Annotated in this window: 12 protein-coding genes; 4 read left to right on the forward strand and 8 right to left on the reverse strand. The window is 53.2% G+C overall.

The window, feature by feature from the left end; all coding sequences use genetic code 11:
* Positions 1–72: 72 nt before the first annotated feature.
* Entirely contained in the window at positions 73–1,452 is a 1,380-nt protein-coding gene (locus ACI0FJ_RS07945) for a PLP-dependent aminotransferase family protein (RefSeq protein ID WP_424301464.1), read from the reverse strand.
* Between the two features lie 97 nt (positions 1,453–1,549).
* On the opposite strand from ACI0FJ_RS07945, the gene ACI0FJ_RS07950 reads away from it, so the two are divergent.
* The 3 genes from ACI0FJ_RS07950 (at position 1,550) to ACI0FJ_RS07960 (ending at position 4,837) form a co-directional block, all read left to right on the forward strand.
* Positions 1,550–2,140, forward strand: a complete 591-nt coding sequence (locus ACI0FJ_RS07950; protein WP_424301467.1) for a LysE family translocator — start codon at positions 1,550–1,552, stop codon at positions 2,138–2,140.
* Between the two features lie 708 nt (positions 2,141–2,848).
* Positions 2,849–3,328 (forward strand): hypothetical protein, encoded by a 480-nt coding sequence (locus ACI0FJ_RS07955; protein WP_424301470.1) that lies wholly within the window; start codon positions 2,849–2,851, stop codon positions 3,326–3,328.
* Positions 3,329–3,898: 570 nt separating this feature from the next.
* Complete coding sequence (locus ACI0FJ_RS07960) at positions 3,899–4,837, forward strand: DUF4238 domain-containing protein (protein WP_424301473.1); 939 nt, start codon at positions 3,899–3,901, stop codon at positions 4,835–4,837.
* 196 nt (positions 4,838–5,033) lie between these two features.
* On the opposite strand, the gene lon is transcribed toward ACI0FJ_RS07960, so the two are convergent.
* From lon to ACI0FJ_RS07995, 7 genes are all read right to left on the reverse strand, one after another.
* Positions 5,034–7,478, reverse strand: a complete 2,445-nt coding sequence (gene lon, locus ACI0FJ_RS07965) for an endopeptidase La (protein WP_424301476.1) — start codon at positions 7,476–7,478, stop codon at positions 5,034–5,036.
* 231 nt (positions 7,479–7,709) lie between these two features.
* Positions 7,710–8,957: an ATP-dependent Clp protease ATP-binding subunit ClpX gene (gene clpX, locus ACI0FJ_RS07970; RefSeq protein WP_424301479.1), complete on the reverse strand. Its 1,248-nt coding sequence runs from the start codon at positions 8,955–8,957 to the stop codon at positions 7,710–7,712.
* Positions 8,958–9,100: 143 nt separating this feature from the next.
* The gene (gene clpP / locus ACI0FJ_RS07975; RefSeq protein ID WP_424306522.1) at positions 9,101–9,715 is read right to left on the reverse strand and encodes an ATP-dependent Clp endopeptidase proteolytic subunit ClpP; all 615 of its coding nucleotides are present in this window, start codon (positions 9,713–9,715) and stop codon (positions 9,101–9,103) included.
* Between the two features lie 274 nt (positions 9,716–9,989).
* Entirely contained in the window at positions 9,990–11,324 is a 1,335-nt protein-coding gene (gene tig / locus ACI0FJ_RS07980; RefSeq protein ID WP_424301482.1) for a trigger factor, read from the reverse strand.
* A 716-nt stretch (positions 11,325–12,040) separates the two neighbouring features.
* Positions 12,041–13,150, reverse strand: coding sequence for a lipase family protein (locus ACI0FJ_RS07985; RefSeq protein WP_424301485.1), 1,110 nt, complete (start codon positions 13,148–13,150; stop codon positions 12,041–12,043).
* 14 nt (positions 13,151–13,164) lie between these two features.
* Positions 13,165–13,416: a hypothetical protein gene (locus ACI0FJ_RS07990; protein WP_424301488.1), complete on the reverse strand. Its 252-nt coding sequence runs from the start codon at positions 13,414–13,416 to the stop codon at positions 13,165–13,167.
* A complete protein-coding gene (locus ACI0FJ_RS07995; protein WP_424301491.1) occupies positions 13,413–14,795 on the reverse strand; it encodes a hypothetical protein in 1,383 nt (460 codons plus the stop codon). Before ACI0FJ_RS07995 ends, ACI0FJ_RS07990 begins: the two co-directional genes overlap by 4 nt.
* Positions 14,796–15,184: 389 nt before the next feature.
* Here ACI0FJ_RS07995 and ACI0FJ_RS08000 point away from each other — a divergent pair, with 389 nt between their 5' ends.
* Complete coding sequence (locus ACI0FJ_RS08000; RefSeq protein ID WP_424301493.1) at positions 15,185–15,949, forward strand: enoyl-ACP reductase FabI; 765 nt, start codon at positions 15,185–15,187, stop codon at positions 15,947–15,949.
* Positions 15,950–16,114 lie beyond the last annotated feature (165 nt).

Consider the following 16,114-nt stretch of genomic DNA (forward strand, 5'->3'; position numbering starts at 1 on the left):
TCAACCTATACCCTATTTTCAGCGTTGAACAAACAACCGAAACACACAGGAAGTTTCGGACATTGCGCCGGGCTACATATCCAAGCCTTCCTCCGGGTGTTCCAGCACGTTGCGCAGGATGCCGAGCCCCTGGCGCAAATCCTCTTGTGTTTCAGGGCCGCTGAGGGCGATACGCGCCATGGCGGGCGGATTGCTCTCGCCCACGGCAAACTTCTCCGCCCCGAACACATTTACGCCAGCTGCCCTTGCCTTTGCCTCAAAAGCGCTTCCACGCCACGGTTCAGGCAATGCCAGCCAAATGAAAAATCCAGTGTCGTGGCCCCTGTATTCGTACCCACCGAGGATCTCGCGGGTTATGGCGTTGCGTACCCGAGCCTCTTCCCGCTTTCGTTCCAGGGTCCACAGGGCCGTGCCATCCATTATCCACTGGCAGGCCAGTTCCGCGTTGATGGGCGGCGTCATCCAAACCGAGTTCAGCACAGCCTGGCTAAGCGGCCGACGCAACTCTTTGGGCGCCGCCATAAAGGCCACGCGCAATCCGGCAGCCAGAGCCTTGGACAATCCGGCGATATACACGCTCTGCTCCGGCACCATGGCCGAGATGGGCGGTGTGTCGTTGTGCACGGTCAGGTCGTAGGCGTCGTCTTCAATGAGGACGAGGGAATGCTTTTGCACAACCTGGGCTATCTCCTCGCGGCGTTGCTGCGACATGGTAGAGGTGGTGGGATTCTGCAGCCCCGGCATAAGGTACACGCCCTTGAGCGCGCCCCGGCGGCAGGCCACGTCCAGCCCCTCGGGCGTTACGCCCTGCTCGTCCATGGGCAGGGCCACCAGGCGGATGCCGAGCATGTTGGCAAGCGTTTTCATGGCCGGATAGGTCAGCGAATCCACGCCTATCCGGTCGCCCGCGCAAAACAAAGCAGACAAGCAGCAGGTTATGCCGTGCTGAGCACCGGAGCAGACAACCACGTCCTGGGGCTCGACCTTCAGCCCGTACAACCCCACCCAATCCGCGCCAACGGCCCGGTGTTCGGGCAGGCCGCGCGGGTCGGAATAGCGCATGAAGCTGTCCACATTGCGACGGCGCATCAGCTTGCGCAGTCCGTCCTGAATGGGCGGCTCAAACGCATACAGCGGCTCAATCAGCCCCATCTCTATAAGGCCCGGCACATGCGGCTCGAACGAAACCATGAACGTGGCGGCCTGTGCATCCGCAGCCACAAAGGTGCCACGCCCCACAGTACCGGAAATGAGCCCACGCCGCTCGGCTTCGACATAGCCACGGGTAATGGTGCTGACGTTTACGCCAATGGCGTCGGCCAGCTCCCGGTGTGTGGGGAGTCGCTCGCCGGGTTTGAGCCTTCCGGAAAAAACATCGCGTTGGATCGCGTCGGCCAGGGACTGATATTTGGGGCCGCTTCCGCCCTCGATATATGGTTTCCAGTTTGTCATGCAGACAATACTTTCATTGACTGCACACAATGTCAATAATAAGCCGATAATAGCAAGAAAGTCCTTTTAATGTGCATGTACCGACAAGGAGGGATGTATGTTGGAGAATTACTGGCCGTTTCTGCTTTTTGTTATTGCCATGACCAGTACGCCCGGTGCGGGCAATCTGTCCATGCTCGCTTTGGGGCAGACTGTCGGCTACCGCAAAAGCCTGCCTTTTCTGGGCGGAATTGTCACGGGTGGTTTGTGCATTGATCTTTTGGTCGCCTTTGGGCTGGCAGAACTGTACATGGCCTCCCCCCGTGCCGCGCTCGTCTTCAAGGTATTGAGCACCGCGTACATTTTGTATCTTGCCTGGAAAATTCTGCGCATGCATGTCAGCACGCCCGGAGAGACGCGACCGTTTTCCTATCTGGAAGGGGTTATTCTGCACCCGCTCAACCCGAAAACATGGGCCATGGCGGTTTCATCGTTCAGCCAGTTTGCCGATCCGCTTGCGCCGCAAACACCGCAGATACTGGTATTTGTATTGACGTATTTTACGGCCATGATTGTTTTTCACAGTATGTGGGGAGTGGCCGGAGCGTCGTTTATGCGGGTGCTACGGACGCGGCGGGCGGAGTTGATGGTGAATGGTTTTATGGTGATGTTGATGGTGGGGGCGACGGTGTATGCGTTGTTTACGTAGGAAAATTCCGTGCTGGCGGCGTTGCTGGAAAGCCATCCTGGAACAGAAAGTTAAAGAAGAAGAAAAAGAAAGATAAGAGGCTGTGAAGGCAGGATAAGTCACGGTATCCCTCTAGTCGTTCTTCAATCCCAGGTCGATATATTTTGCCAGAAACAGTGGGGGTAGCCCGGTAACGCGCCCGGTTCCCCCGTCAGTGGGGTGAAAATTCCGTGCTGGCTGCGTTGTTGCGGCAAAGGACACATCCTCGCGTATCATAAAAATACGCGTCGGCCGTGTCTTTGCCTTGCGCCTTGCCAGCACGGCTTTTGCCCCCACTGAACAAAAGCACCTTCCCCTCCCCCTCCGGCACGAAGGGGCCGCAGGTATCTAAAATTTGTCATGGCCGCCTCTTTGAACCAAGGCAGGTGAGTTAACGCCCTTGCGCCAGAGGTTGGCAGGCTGCATTTGCAACCCAAAAGCCGCAGTCGTGTCACGAAGCGTGGCGAATAGTAGGCCATAGTTAATTAAACCCAACAAAACTTTAATACCCACCTCTGCCCTGTTATCAAATCTTGTTTCCCCAATTGGGATATGCGTTCTAAGTTGATAGGACTAATTGCAAACAGACTTGAAATTTAAACTACAAAATCGCACTCTGAGTTTAATGGTCAGCTATTGAAAAAACACATCCCATTCGATGAAGACAATTATCTAAAAAGAAGGTCAATTATGGATGAGTCTCAAAGAAAAAAAGAAGCGTTAAGGAAAAAATCATTAGGTGAGCTTGGGGAGCTTTTTGGTCTGAAAGCTTTGGTCGATGAGAAGTACGACAGAGTACGGAATCTCAATGATAAAAAAATGAACTTCCCGTTTGCAGACGTATTTGGAATTAAAGATGATGAAAAACAGGTTATAAGCATCAAAGCTCGCAACAAGTATCAAGTGAATGGAAAGTTGAACAGTTCTTACAACTTGGGTGACCATTGCTACGACAAAGCCAAAAGAGCAGAGGAAGAATACGGGGCCAAGGCTTATTGGATGGCAATCCAGTTTGATGAACAGACGTATTCTGTTTATCTTGGTTCATTGGAAGAACTGAATGGAAGGAAGGCTATTCCATTGAACGAATGCGAAAGAGGCGAAGTTGGAAAATGCCTGGTAAAGGACAAAAGGCATTTTTTTGACTTCAGCTTTTTTGCCAACAAGTAGGCATACATCCGAAGAGAGGAAGAGCAATGCGCCTTCCGCGCATTGAAGAGGAAAGAGGCAGTGAGGGGAAAACAAGGCATGGTGTCCCATCGTGAGTTTGCCAAGCATAGTAACGACAAATTCTCCGGAAACAGTGGGGGTAGCCCGGTAACGCGCCCGGTTCCCCCTTCAGTGGGGTGAAAAAGCCGTGCTGTCAGCGTTGCCGCAGCAAAGGACACATCCTTGCGTATCATAAAAATACGCGTCGGCCGTGCCTTTGCCTTGCGCCTTGCCAGCACGGCTTTTTCACCCCACTGAACAAAAGTACCTTCCCCTCCCTTTCCGGCACGAAGGGGCCGCAGGTATTTATTAAGAAGTCATGGCCGCCTCTTTAAGCCAAGGCAGGTGAAATAAAGTCATTGCGCCATAAGTTAACAGGCTGCATTTACAAGTAAAAGGCTGTAGCTACGCCACGAAGCGTGGCGAATAGTAGGATGGCGGCAAAGGAAAAAGAATACACTCATCATTTTATTTGCTAGAAAGGATAAACCATAGAAAATATTATTTACACCTAAAACATTGGACGGTGAAATGCCTGGGAAAAAACAGCATTTTATACAACAAGCACTGCTAAAAGGTTTTTCAAAAAGCAAAAAGCAAATTTATCTATACAAAAAAAATAAACCTAACGCATTACTAGTGGCGATAAAAAATGTAGCTGCTGAAAGGTTCTTTTATGGCAAAGAGGATGGAGTTACAGATAGTAGTCTCACGGACTACGAAAATAAAAACGCAGATATAATCAAGTCTCTCCAAAATGGAATAATTCCGAAAAAGAAAGAAAATTTAATACGCTTTATACAAATATGTGCATTCAGAACTAAAAGTCTTCGTCAAAAATCAGATTATTCAACAAAAAGCTTATTAAATAAATTCGTTGAAGAAGACAACTTGCGCCAAGTATTAACTAATTTGGTTGAAGATGAACTTAAAAAAAATTCTCCATATTTTGCTTCTATCCCTGACGAAGTGCTCATCCAAATGGATGCAAATAAAAAAGAAATTTTGGAAAATATGTTTTGTAATTTAAAGTACATGAGTGCATCAGTTAAAGAACGAATAATGAATACAGAATTTGGGAAATATGCTCAAAAAAAGAATATTCCAAAATTCACATCAGAATCTTTCGACCTGAATCGATTGAAAAAAAATCCATTATTTTCTTATACATGGGAAATTCTTTCATTCAATGAGTCCATAATATTGGGAGACAATCCTGTTATTGGAATAGATGCAGAAGAAAAGCATTCTAGTCTCTTTAAAGGCTATAAGGATATTCAATTTGTATATATGCCTATTTCTTCTTCAAAAGTCTTGGTTGGAAAAAAGAATGCTAACTTTAATTATTCTGCTGCAGAGATAAACACTATGTCAGCATCGTTGTCCCATGATTCTTTTTTTGCTGCCGATGAAAAACAAAATCACCTCATAAATTTAATATCAACACATGAAAAATCCTTCTTTGACTAACGAAGCTACAAACTACGCTCAGCTTAAAAATACTATGCTGCAATAGCCCCCATAATGGATCAAAATAAGAATCCCCCTGGAAACTTTGTTTCCAGGGGGATTCTACTTGAATATTATCGCAGGTCCAGGAGGCCGTTGCCTCCTGGTGGGGGTGTGGGGGCAACGCCCCCACTTCTCCCTTCCTAATTATCTTGTCTTAGTGCATCTGGTCGCGGAATTCGTCCTTCATAAGCTGGTGAGCCAGGGGGAGCGATTCCGGACGATTGCAGAACGGAACGTCGCCGTTGCAGACCAGGGCTTCGCGCAGCACTTCATCGATGGTATCGACCTGGATGATCTTGAGATCGTTCAGGATGTCCTCGGGGACTTCCTTGAGGTCCTTGGCGTTCTCCTTGGGGATGAGCACGCGTTCGATGAGGCCGCGGTGGGCGGCAAGGAGCTTCTGGCGCAATCCGCCAATGGGCAGGACGCGGCCGCGCAGGGTAATTTCCCCGGTCATTGCCAGGTCGTTGCGCACGGGCACGTTGATCAGTGCGGAGACGATGGCGGTGGTCAGGGTAACGCCAGCGCTGGGTCCATCCTTGGGCACTGCGCCTTCGGGCACATGCACGTGGATGTCGACTTCCTTGTAAAAGTCGGGCTTGAGGCCGAAGCTGTCCGACCGGGACCGCACGTAGGAGAGCGCGGCCTTGGCGGATTCCTGCATAACGTCGCCGAGCTTGCCGGTAATTTCCACCTTGCCGTTGCCGGGCATGAGCACGACTTCCACGGTAAGGAGTTCACCGCCCACTTCGGTAAAGGCGAGACCATTGGTAACGCCGACCAGCGGGTTTTCTTCCTTTTCGCCGTAGCGGTGCTTGGCCACGCCCAGAAAGTCTTCCAGGTTGTCCTTGGTGATATCAACGGTCAGGGTCTTGTCGTCGTTTTCCACAATCTTCATGGCGGATTTGCGGCACAGGGAGGCGATTTCACGCTCCAGGTTACGCACGCCGGATTCGCGGGTATAACGACGGATGACCTCCAGCAGAACGTCATCGGGCACGGCCATGTTGTCGGTTTCCAACCCATGCTGTTCTATCTGCTTGGGCACCAGGAAGTCGCGGGCGATACGGCTCTTTTCGCTTTCCAGGTAGCCGGGAATCTGGATGATTTCCATACGGTCCTGAAGCGGCAGCGGAATGGAGTGCAGCGTGTTCGCCGTGGTGATGAAGAATACCTTGGACAAGTCGTAGTCCATGTCCAGGTAATGGTCGTTGAACGCGTAGTTCTGTTCCGGGTCGAGCACTTCCAGCAATGCGCTGGAAGGATCGCCACGGAAGTCGGTGGACATCTTGTCCACTTCGTCCAGACAGAACACGGGGTTGTTGTACTCGCTGCGCTTGAGCGACTGAAGGATCTTGCCGGGCAGTGCACCGACGTAGGTACGGCGGTGGCCGCGAATTTCGGCCTCGTCGCGCACGCCGCCCAGGGACAGCCGCACAAAGGGGCGGTCCGTGGCACGGGCAATGGACTTTGCCAGCGAGGTTTTGCCCACGCCAGGAGGGCCCACAAAACAGAGGATGGGGCCTTTCATGGTCTCCACAAGGCTCTGCACGGCCAGGAATTCAAGAATACGCTTCTTGGGTTTTTCCAGGCCATAGTGGTCCTTATCGAGAATGGCGGCAGCCTCTTCGAGGTCGAGCTTGAAGTCCTTGGTCTTGCTCCAGGGCAGGTCGAGAATCCAGTCCACATAGTTGCGGACCACGGTGTACTCGGCCGAGCTGGGCGGAATCTGGCGGAGTTTCTTGAGCTCGCGCAGGCCCTTTTCGCGGGCCTCCTCGGGCATATCCTTATCCTTCATCTGCTGTTCCAGCTCGTCGGCCTCAACGCCGGGATCTTCCTCGCGTCCCATCTCTTTGTTGATGGCCTTAAGCTGTTCGTTCAGATAGTAGTCCCGCTGGTTGAGTTCCATCTGGTTCTTGACGCGGGACTTGATCTTCTTTTCCAGAGAGGAAATTTCGATTTCGCCTTGCAGCAGGCTGTAGGTGTCCTCCAGGCGATCAATGGGATGCAGGTTTTCCAGAACTTCCTGCTTTTTATCGAAGGGAACCTTGAGGTGCGGCATGATGGAATCGGCCAGCCGTCCGGGCTCGGTAAGCGAGGTCACGGCCACCACGGTTTCCTGTGCCAGCTTTTTATTGACCTTGGCGTACTGCTCCACGGACTCGTGCACCGTGCGAACCAAGGCTTTGGCTTCCAGGGAATCCACCTCGATTTCGTTGAGCTGCTGCACTTCGGCCATGGGAAATTCTTCCCAGGAAAGTTCGGCACCCTTGGCATCCCAGCCCGCGCGGTAAAGCCCCTCGAACAAAACCTTGATGGTTCCGTCGGGCAGGCGCAAAAGCTGCAGGATTTTGCTGACCGTACCTACTTCGTACAGGTCTTTGCCTTCCGGGCGTTCTTTTTCCGGGCTCCGCTGGGTAACCAGAAATATTTTTTTATCATATTGGGACAGAGCGGTCTCGATGGCTCGGATGGATGCGTCCCGTCCAACAAAAAGCGGCACGATGGACTTGGGAAACATGACCACCTCGCGCAGCGACATCATGGGCAGGCGAACCATTTCTGGTTTGTCCGCATCATTTGCATAAAAGCTGGGCATTTTTTCTCCCGGTCGTCTTGTATTCGACAGGCGGGGTATCCTACCTGCTCACACTAAAGCTTAAGGCAAACCCCGTAAGTGTCAACGATCTTGCAGCTAAATATAACACCATTTGCCCGTGTCCAGCCCCCACCTAAGAAAAAACCGCGCGGCTGTGTTTGCCGTCCTGCCTGGATACACACCAAACAGGAGAGCAAGACACGACCGGCGCGGTCTTTTTACGGGCACGTATTACGCGCTCTTGGCTTCGCTATGGAAAAACATGAGCGGTTCGGCACCGCGCTCCACAACAGCCTTATTGATGACGCACTCCTTGACATTGGACATGGAGGGCAGGTCATACATGATTTCCAGCATCACGCTTTCCATGACATTACGCAGGCCGCGCGCGCCGGTTTTGCGTTCAATGGCTTTTTTGGCAATGCTGCGCAATGCGTTGGCGGAAAAGCGCAGGTTGACCTTGTCCAGCTCGAAGAGCTTCATATACTGCTTGATGAGGGCGTTCTTCGGTTCCGTAAGGATGCGGACCAGATCGTCTTCTTCCAGTTCCTCGAGCGAGGTGACCACGGGAACGCGGCCGATGAACTCGGGGATGAGGCCGAACTTGATAAGATCGTCGGGATGCGTTTCGCGGTACAGGTCGAAAGTCTTTCTTTCGGACTTTTTCTCGACCTTGGCGCCGAAGCCCATGGAGGAACCGGACATACGGTTCTCGATGATCTTGTCCAGCCCGATGAAGGCACCGCCCAGGATGAACAGGATGTTGCTGGTATCCAGACGGATGAATTCCTGCTGGGGATGCTTGCGGCCTCCCTTGGGCGGAATGTTGGCTTCCGTGCCTTCTATAATTTTCAGCAGGGCCTGCTGCACGCCCTCGCCCGAAACGTCTCGGGTAATGGACGGCGAATCGGCCTTGCGTGCAACCTTGTCGATTTCGTCTATGTAGACAATGCCCTTGGAAGCGGCTTCGATGTCGTAGTCGGCATTCTGAAGCAGCTGCACAAGAATGTTCTCCACGTCCTCGCCCACGTAACCGGCCTCGGTAAGGGCGGTGGCGTCGGCAATGGCAAAGGGAACCTTGAGTATCCGTGCCAGAGTCTGAGCCAACAGGGTCTTGCCGCAGCCTGTGGGGCCGAGCAGCAGGATGTTGGACTTGTCCAGCTCTACTTCATTGGACAGACGATCGGCATAAAAGACACGCTTGTAATGATTGTGTACCGCCACGGAGAGGATCTTTTTGGCAAAGTCCTGTCCAATGACGTACTCGTCCAGAAGTTTTTTGATCTGCGAGGGTGGAAGAAGTTCTGCATCCTCCTTCACTTCGGTCATGTTTTCCTGGGCAATGATCTCATTGCACAGGGCAACGCATTCGTCGCAGATGTAGACATCCGGTCCTGCGATCAGACGCTGTACCTCATCCTGCGATTTGTTGCAGAAGGTGCAGCGAAGTTCTGTCCGCGTGGTGTTTTTCGTGGCCATGGCGTTTCCTCGAATGGCTTTCGCGTGCCTGGCGCAGTATGCGCATTCACGGTCGTCGTTCGGCCCACGCTGGGTGGCGTGGCCATGATTCTTCTTTTTTGGCTTGTTAGCCAACAATAAACCGGTTACCCGGTCGCATCAAATTATTTTTTATCTTCCTCGCCCTCGCTCTCGCGCGAGACCATGATTTTGTCGATCAAACCGTACTTCTGGGCTTCTTCGGCAGACATGAAATTGTCACGCTCCGTATCCACCTGGATTCTTTCGATATCCATACCTGTGTGCTTGGCCATGATTTTATTCAGGGCCTTGCGCTGGCGGTGGATTTCACGGGCGTGCAGTTCGATATCCGTAGCCTGCCCCTGAAAACCGCCGGAAGGCTGGTGAATCATGATACGCGAGTGCGGCAGCGCGTAACGCATGCCTTCGGCTCCCGCGCACAGCAGCAGTGCGCCCATGCTGGCGGCCTGCCCCAGGCAGAGCGTGGACACGGGCGAAGAGATGTACTGCATGGTATCGTAGATTGCCATGCCCGCCGTAACAACGCCGCCCGGCGAGTTGATATACATGTGGATTTCCTTTTCCGGATTTTCGGATTCCAGAAAAAGAAGCTGGGCGCAGATAAGGCTTGCCACGTGGTCGTCAATGGCGGTTCCGAGCAGGATAATCCGGTCTCTGAGCAACCGGGAGTATATATCGTAGGCGCGTTCGGATTTGCCCGTCGTTTCTATGACGATGGGAACCTGTGCGTGAGACATCATCTAATGACTCCTTGAGGCTGATATATTGGGGACGCAGGGCCGGATGACCCGCGCTTTAGGGGAAGTTCCCGCAAACGTTATCAGCATAGTTAATCATTCTTTTGGCAAGCTCAAGGGGAAATTTTCTCATCCCCTCTTTCATAAGCAAAAACCGGACCTACCGATTGCTCATCGGTTTTCGCCCGGTTGATCCCCCATTACCTGCGGAGATGGGGAAAAAAATGCCGCGCCCGGCACAACCGGACGCGGCGTAATATTCTCGCGATCTAGGCTATGCCTCTTCCTTGCCCTCTTCCTTGGCGCCCTCTTCCTTGGGCTTGGCAGGAACCTCTTTGATTTCGGCATTGGAGTAGATGTACTCCATGGCCTTGTCGCAAAGGATGCGGTCCTTGATGAGGAGGGATACACCGGCCTGATCGTAGTACTGCTTCAGGGAGTTGAAATCCTGGCCGGACTGAACAGCCATCTTGCGGATTTCCTCGTCCACCTGTTCGGGATCAACCGTCATTTCTTCGGCAGTGGCAACGGCCATCAGGAAAAGCTGGCTGCGGGATGCGCGTTCGGCATCTTCGCGAGACTCTTCAATAATCTCTTCCTCGGTCTTGCCAATGGCCTTGAAGCTCTTGCCGACCTGCTCCAGGCGATGCTTCTTGTCGGCTACGATGTTTTCCAGGTTGCGCTGCAGCACGGAAGGCGGCATGGGAATTTCGATCTGATCGATCAGGCTGTCCAGCATGTTCTTCTCGGCTTCGGCCTTTACCAGCTGACGACGGCTGGCGAGGTAGGATTCCTCGATGGCTTCGCGCATTTTTTCCACGCTTTCAAAACCGCCAGCCTTGGTGGCCAGTTCATCGTTCAGCTCGGGCAGCTTCTTTTCCTTGATGGAGTGGAGCACCACACGGACCTCGACGGTCTTGCCTGCCAGGTCTTCGTTCAGGAAGTCTTCGGGGAAGGTCAGGTCGCCCTTGCCGGAATCGCCGGTTTCCAGTCCCTTGACGATTTCTTCGAAACCTTCAAGAGCCTGTCCGGAACCGAGTTCCAGCTGAAAATTGTTGGCCCGCAGTCCCTGGAAGGCCTGGTCGTCGCCCAGAGCTGCAAAGTCCACGACAGCGATTTCGCCGTCAACGGGCTTGCGCTTTTCATCCACGTCGACCAGTTCGGCCATACGTTCGCGCACACGGTCGATAACGGCCTGCACTTCCTTTTCGTCGGAAACGACTTCTTCCTGCTCTACGGAAATGCCCTTGTAGTTGGGCAGTTCCAGCTCGGGAGCCACTTCAAAGGAGAAGCTGTAAAGGAAGTCCTGATCCTTGACGATCTCTTCGGAATCGACCTGCAAGCCGGACATGGGGCTCAGCTTCATCTCGCCCATGATCTGGTTGAGATGAAGGTTGATCAGGTCCTGGGTTGCCTCGCCGTAGATCTGCTTCCTATAACGGGATTCGACCACGTTGGCGGGAACCTTGCCCTTGCGGAAGCCCTTGATCTCGGCGCTTCTGCGGTACAGAGCGGTGGTGGCGAGGATGGCCGCGTTGGCTTCCTCGGCAGGCACGGTAACGGAAACTTTGCGCTCGACCGGCGACAGCTCTTCGACCTGATAATCCATTGTATGATTCTCCTTAAAAAAAATATTCCCTGTGCGGGATTACGTTCTGCGAAGCCTGCCTAGATACTGTGAGTAGGCCCAACTGTCAATCTTATGCTCCATTTTTGTAACAAAACAAGGTTTTCCAGGGGCAGCCAATGATTCTGACAGGTTGGCAACAGCGTTGGCGGTACGGTTTCGACAAATCCGGTAGAAACACCTTTTTTCGGGGGATAACCAGTTGGCATATTCCCTGCTGAACCAAGGGCAATTTGTTCCTCTCCAAAGAGCGGGTTTCAAGCCCTGCTCTTCGTCCCAATCTGCAGGCGGAAAGCGCTACCCGCCTGCTGTGGGTGCGGCCGGGGTAGGTGCGACCGGGGTGGGTGCGGCCGCACCCGGGATCCTATCATTTAAAAAAATTCTTCATCAAATCAGCAAGTTCTACAAAAAGCTCTGGTTCTTCTCTTTACAAAGAGGCTCGCTTGCATTATCTCTATAATCAATGCTGGAGAAGGTCTTTAGCAGATGTGGTTTAACCGCAACGGAGGGTGCTGCCCGTTAATGCGCATCACCATAACATGGCACTCAGATGCCCCTGCGGATTCGCCCGTCCGCGCGTAGCTTCCATCAGGCGTTAAACACGAACACGGTGGAATTGCCGGTTGACCCGGCACAGAGCGCGGCCACGGCGAATCTTTTTTTGTCCTTCCTCCAATTATACTCCCCTTTCTCCCACATCATTGTCTTCGTTGGGCATTCGCCCTGAGCTTAAGACTATACTCCTGAATAGAATGGTCCGTTACAGCGGCCCTGCCCCGCGTTATAATCAACCGCGGGATGACCACACTCATGCGCCAAAAGATATCCGGGCTTTTCTTGACCTTCAGCTTGGCAAAACCGATTCCCGCCGCATCGGGTATATTCTCCGCCGCCGACAAAAAGACCAGATGGCCGGGATGAGTATAGCCGCAAAAATTTTTCCGTAAAAACTCGGCAAGACGAAACGTCCCGTTGATGGGAATGAGCCGCAGACCATAGATAAGCCACGCACAAACATAGCCGAACGGCAAACGCGCCACACCATCGGCCGCATTCATCACCTGATACATGGGCGTTTTCACCTTGCTGTAAAACGTATCGTCCGCCGCACGCGGTGCGCCAAAGGTGTAGGTCGCTCCCATTTGGGAGTGGGGTAAACAGGCCTGGCCTTTTGCTCTCGCCGCTTTCTTTTGCTTCTCCCGGTCACATTCCAGAAAACGCGTGGCCAGCAATGCCAGGGCTCCCCCCAGGGAATGGCCGGTAATGTACAACGGCAACGCGCCTTGAGCGTCCGCCCTCTCAACAGCATCCGTTATCTGCTTTCGTACATCCCGGTAGGCGGTTACAAATCCCCTGTGCGCCCTGCCCCCTTCGCCCACAGCCATGAGGTCGGCCTTGATGTCGGTGAGGATGTCGCGCACGTTGGGCTGGGTTCCCCGAAAGGCCAGCACCAGAAAACGCTCATTCTCCACAGACATTTTGGCAAGAAGCGCCTCGGTGCCTTTTTCGGAAAAGGTATCCAGCAGCTCAAAACTGACCCGTTTGAGTTCGCCTTCGATGATAGAGCCGCTTTGCGCCTTGTTTCCGGCCACCTTCTTGACCAGTTCACGCAGCTCCTCCTGGTAGTCTCCACGTTCCACGGCCCGTTCCAGAAGCGCCACATAGCCTTCCAGGGCCGCCTCGTTGGGCAGCTTCTCGTACACCAGCCGGGACATTTCCGCGAGAATCCAGGCCATCCGGTCCGAGTAGGCCGCCCTGCTGATGGGCAGGCTGGTCATAAGTTCCGGGCAATCAAAATACTCTGCCATGGTGTGCCTCCTTGTTAGGACGCCGAATCTGTTGAATCAGAAGAACCAACGCTCTTTACATCAGTTTGTCCGCTCAAGGCCTCCGCAATTTTTTGCGCCTTTTCCCCCTCCGGAGAAAAGGGAATAAGCCGACACTTTCCCTGACTGTCTTTAAAAACAACAGCCGCCTTGCCATCTGCAATGCAGGTGTTCATCTGGCGGGCAAACATTTCCGCGTTTTGCGTGGGGCAGGCAATAAGCGCACTCTGGCACTCTTCAAGTTTCATCGTTGCTGACCTCCATCATCATACCCTTGGTAAGCCCCCAAGCGAACAACATGCGGGGAAAGCCTCTTTATATCGCCTACTGCCCAGAAGCAGTCCTCAAGGCTGCCCGTTTCGATGCAGATGTTGCTGTTCCCGCCAGCCACAAACATGTTGGCAAGATCGCATCTGACTTCGCCAACCGTACTGTTCATCGGGTTGCTCTGCATGCAGACAACAACTTTTCTCAGGTCGTCATCCCGCACCGCTTCGGCGATAAAGTCATATGCCGCGAGTTTTTGCCCTGGCCAGGGCAAGGCCTTGATGGCAGCCTTGTACAAGTTCAGGTTTACCAGCTCCGTTTCCAGCGGCATCTTTTCAAAAACGCCACCTTCCACTTGGGCAATGGTGCCCACGGGGGGACCAAGCCTCCCGTGGGAAAGAATCGGAACATCGAAGCCCAGGTAGCCAAGCACCAGCGGCCTGGGAAACGTCTCGCGGATGCCCACGGTTCTGTTGGAAACCAGGGTGAAGGCAGCCGAGCCGCCGGGCGCGGCACCGCCATTCAAGAGTTTCCCCAGAACAGACAGTTTGTTTTGGTAGTCCGTCACCGTTGCATTCAATGCGGTCATGCCGCCTGCCGCATCCCCAGGGAAAAAACCCGCTCCGACGCCCACACCGCTCCGTTCACCATCAGCCAGATTGATGTCCACGGCGCGTACCCTGTAGACCCGGTTCACCACACGAATATACGGGCGTGAAAGGCCGTCGCTCTTGCTTTTCTCGGGAAACGACTCGGAAATTTCAGCCAGCATGGTCCGGTTGATTGGCTCAGCCGCCCATTGTTTCAACTTCCCGTACCAGGAAAACAGGGGCAATCCGTAGGTTGTCGCATTGCTCACGGTAAATCGCGCCACTGCATTGTCGGAATTGACCAGCTGCAGGGCTATGGGGATGGAATAGACGGGAAATCCTGCGGAAATGCCGGTGTCGCTGTTCACTTTGACCGTAAAACTGGGAAACGAGACATTCAGCGTGGCGTTGTCTTCACATTGGGACAACGGCGTTCCGGAAAAAGGCGCCTCAAGGTAGGCGGCATTATAGTGATCCGCATACTCTTGCTCCGTCGCGTTCAGCCTGCCGAGATAGATATCCAGCGGAAGGTATCCGCCCTCGACATATTCTTCCTGCTGTTTTTGGATGGGCGTCTGCACCAGAAAAAAATCTCCGGGCTCCATATCCTGGGAAAGCGGATAGGCGCAGATGGCCTGCGAGCCACGGACCGTCTTGCACCACTGCGAGGCAACGCCTTCCACGGCCGCATCCTTCCGGCAGCTGGAAAAGCCGCAGGTGGCAACGAGCAAAAGGATTATGCCCAGGATTTTGCAAACATTCGCGATCATGGATAACCTCCAATGACCTGCGCATATCATGCATTCCTTTTTATGGAAATATATAACCTAATATCTGAAAAACTTGGGGTTCTTTTTTTCCCAATCATTGACAAGCCTCTGCTTCTTCCTATTCTAGGGAAAGAAATTGTCCTTTCAGGCTGCCGACAAAGGACCACTGCCCCGTTGCTACGCCCATTGCGACGAAAACCCGAAACTCTGCCTGCGAGAAACAACGCGCAAGCCTTGACTTTCCCCCGCTCTGTTTCCACGCCTTTGTAACCAGGCAGCCAAATTGGACTTTGCATTCGATATACTTTGTACGTAACACAATACAATCCCACCATGGACCCGGATGACCGGCTCCCTGTCCCCAAACGAAAAACAAGAGAGACCCCACAATGCTACTGGAAGGAAAAAAAGCACTGGTGTTCGGTGTGGTCAACGACCGCAGCATTGCCTACGGCGTTGCCGAACAGCTCAGGAAACACGGCGCAAAGCTCGGTCTGAGCTATGCAGCCGACCCCATCAAAAAACGCATTGAGCCCATTGCGGAACAACTCGGTGCCGACTTCATCGTTCCCTGCAACGTCAGCGAAGATGAGCAGATCGACGCCTGCGCCGATTTCGTAAAAGAGCAATGGGGCGACGTGGACATCATTATCCATTCCATCGCCTATGCGAACCGCGAAGACCTCAAGGGACGTTTCATCGACACCAGCCGCGAAGGCTTCAAAGTGGCTCTGGACGTTTCCTCCTACTCCCTGGTGGCACTGGCGCGCGCCTTTGAACCGCTGATCAACACCAACGGTTCGGTCATCACCATGAGCTACTACGGTTCGGGCAAGGTAATTGCCAACTACAACGCCATGGGCGTTGCCAAGGCCGCATTGGAATCCTGTGTGCGCTATCTCGCCGTGGACCTGGGGCACAAGGGCGTGCGCGTGAACGCCATCAGCGCCGGACCGGTCAAAACCATGGCTGCCTCCGCCATTTCCGGCTTCAAGAGCATTCTCTCCACAATCGAGGAAAAGGCTCCCCTGCACCGCAACACCACCATTCAGGATGTGGGCAAAGCCGCCCTCTATCTTGCTTCCGACCTCGCATCCGGCACCACTGGCGAGACCCTTTTCGTGGACTCCGGTTACAACATCATGGGTGTATAAAAACACCTTTTGAACAGCCACGATTTCAATCGTGGAACAAAGAAAATACCAAGGGAAGGCTGTCCAAGGCCTTCCCTTTTTTATACTCTTTATGGCTCCGCCAGCCACACCCCAAAAATCCCGCTTAAATCAAATCAAGTAAGACAATACCTGCCATCCTATGAT

The organism is Desulfovibrio sp. 7SRBS1 (assembly GCF_049723905.1).
Classification (GTDB): Bacteria; Desulfobacterota; Desulfovibrionia; order Desulfovibrionales; family Desulfovibrionaceae.

What these genes read in the sequence shown, in the direction of transcription:
- ACI0FJ_RS07945 (WP_424301464.1), bottom strand. Translation starts at nt 1,452, where the DNA reads ATGACAAACTGGAAACCATATATCGAGGGCGGAAGCGGCCCCAAATAT.
- ACI0FJ_RS07950 (WP_424301467.1), top strand. Translation starts at nt 1,550, where the DNA reads ATGTTGGAGAATTACTGGCCGTTTCTGCTTTTTGTTATTGCCATGACC.
- ACI0FJ_RS07955 (WP_424301470.1), top strand. Translation starts at nt 2,849, where the DNA reads ATGGATGAGTCTCAAAGAAAAAAAGAAGCGTTAAGGAAAAAATCATTA.
- ACI0FJ_RS07960 (WP_424301473.1), top strand. Translation starts at nt 3,899, where the DNA reads ATGCCTGGGAAAAAACAGCATTTTATACAACAAGCACTGCTAAAAGGT.
- lon (WP_424301476.1), bottom strand. Translation starts at nt 7,478, where the DNA reads ATGCCCAGCTTTTATGCAAATGATGCGGACAAACCAGAAATGGTTCGC.
- clpX (WP_424301479.1), bottom strand. Translation starts at nt 8,957, where the DNA reads ATGGCCACGAAAAACACCACGCGGACAGAACTTCGCTGCACCTTCTGC.
- clpP (WP_424306522.1), bottom strand. Translation starts at nt 9,715, where the DNA reads ATGTCTCACGCACAGGTTCCCATCGTCATAGAAACGACGGGCAAATCC.
- tig (WP_424301482.1), bottom strand. Translation starts at nt 11,324, where the DNA reads ATGGATTATCAGGTCGAAGAGCTGTCGCCGGTCGAGCGCAAAGTTTCC.
- ACI0FJ_RS07985 (WP_424301485.1), bottom strand. Translation starts at nt 13,150, where the DNA reads ATGGCAGAGTATTTTGATTGCCCGGAACTTATGACCAGCCTGCCCATC.
- ACI0FJ_RS07990 (WP_424301488.1), bottom strand. Translation starts at nt 13,416, where the DNA reads ATGAAACTTGAAGAGTGCCAGAGTGCGCTTATTGCCTGCCCCACGCAA.
- ACI0FJ_RS07995 (WP_424301491.1), bottom strand. Translation starts at nt 14,795, where the DNA reads ATGATCGCGAATGTTTGCAAAATCCTGGGCATAATCCTTTTGCTCGTT.
- ACI0FJ_RS08000 (WP_424301493.1), top strand. Translation starts at nt 15,185, where the DNA reads ATGCTACTGGAAGGAAAAAAAGCACTGGTGTTCGGTGTGGTCAACGAC.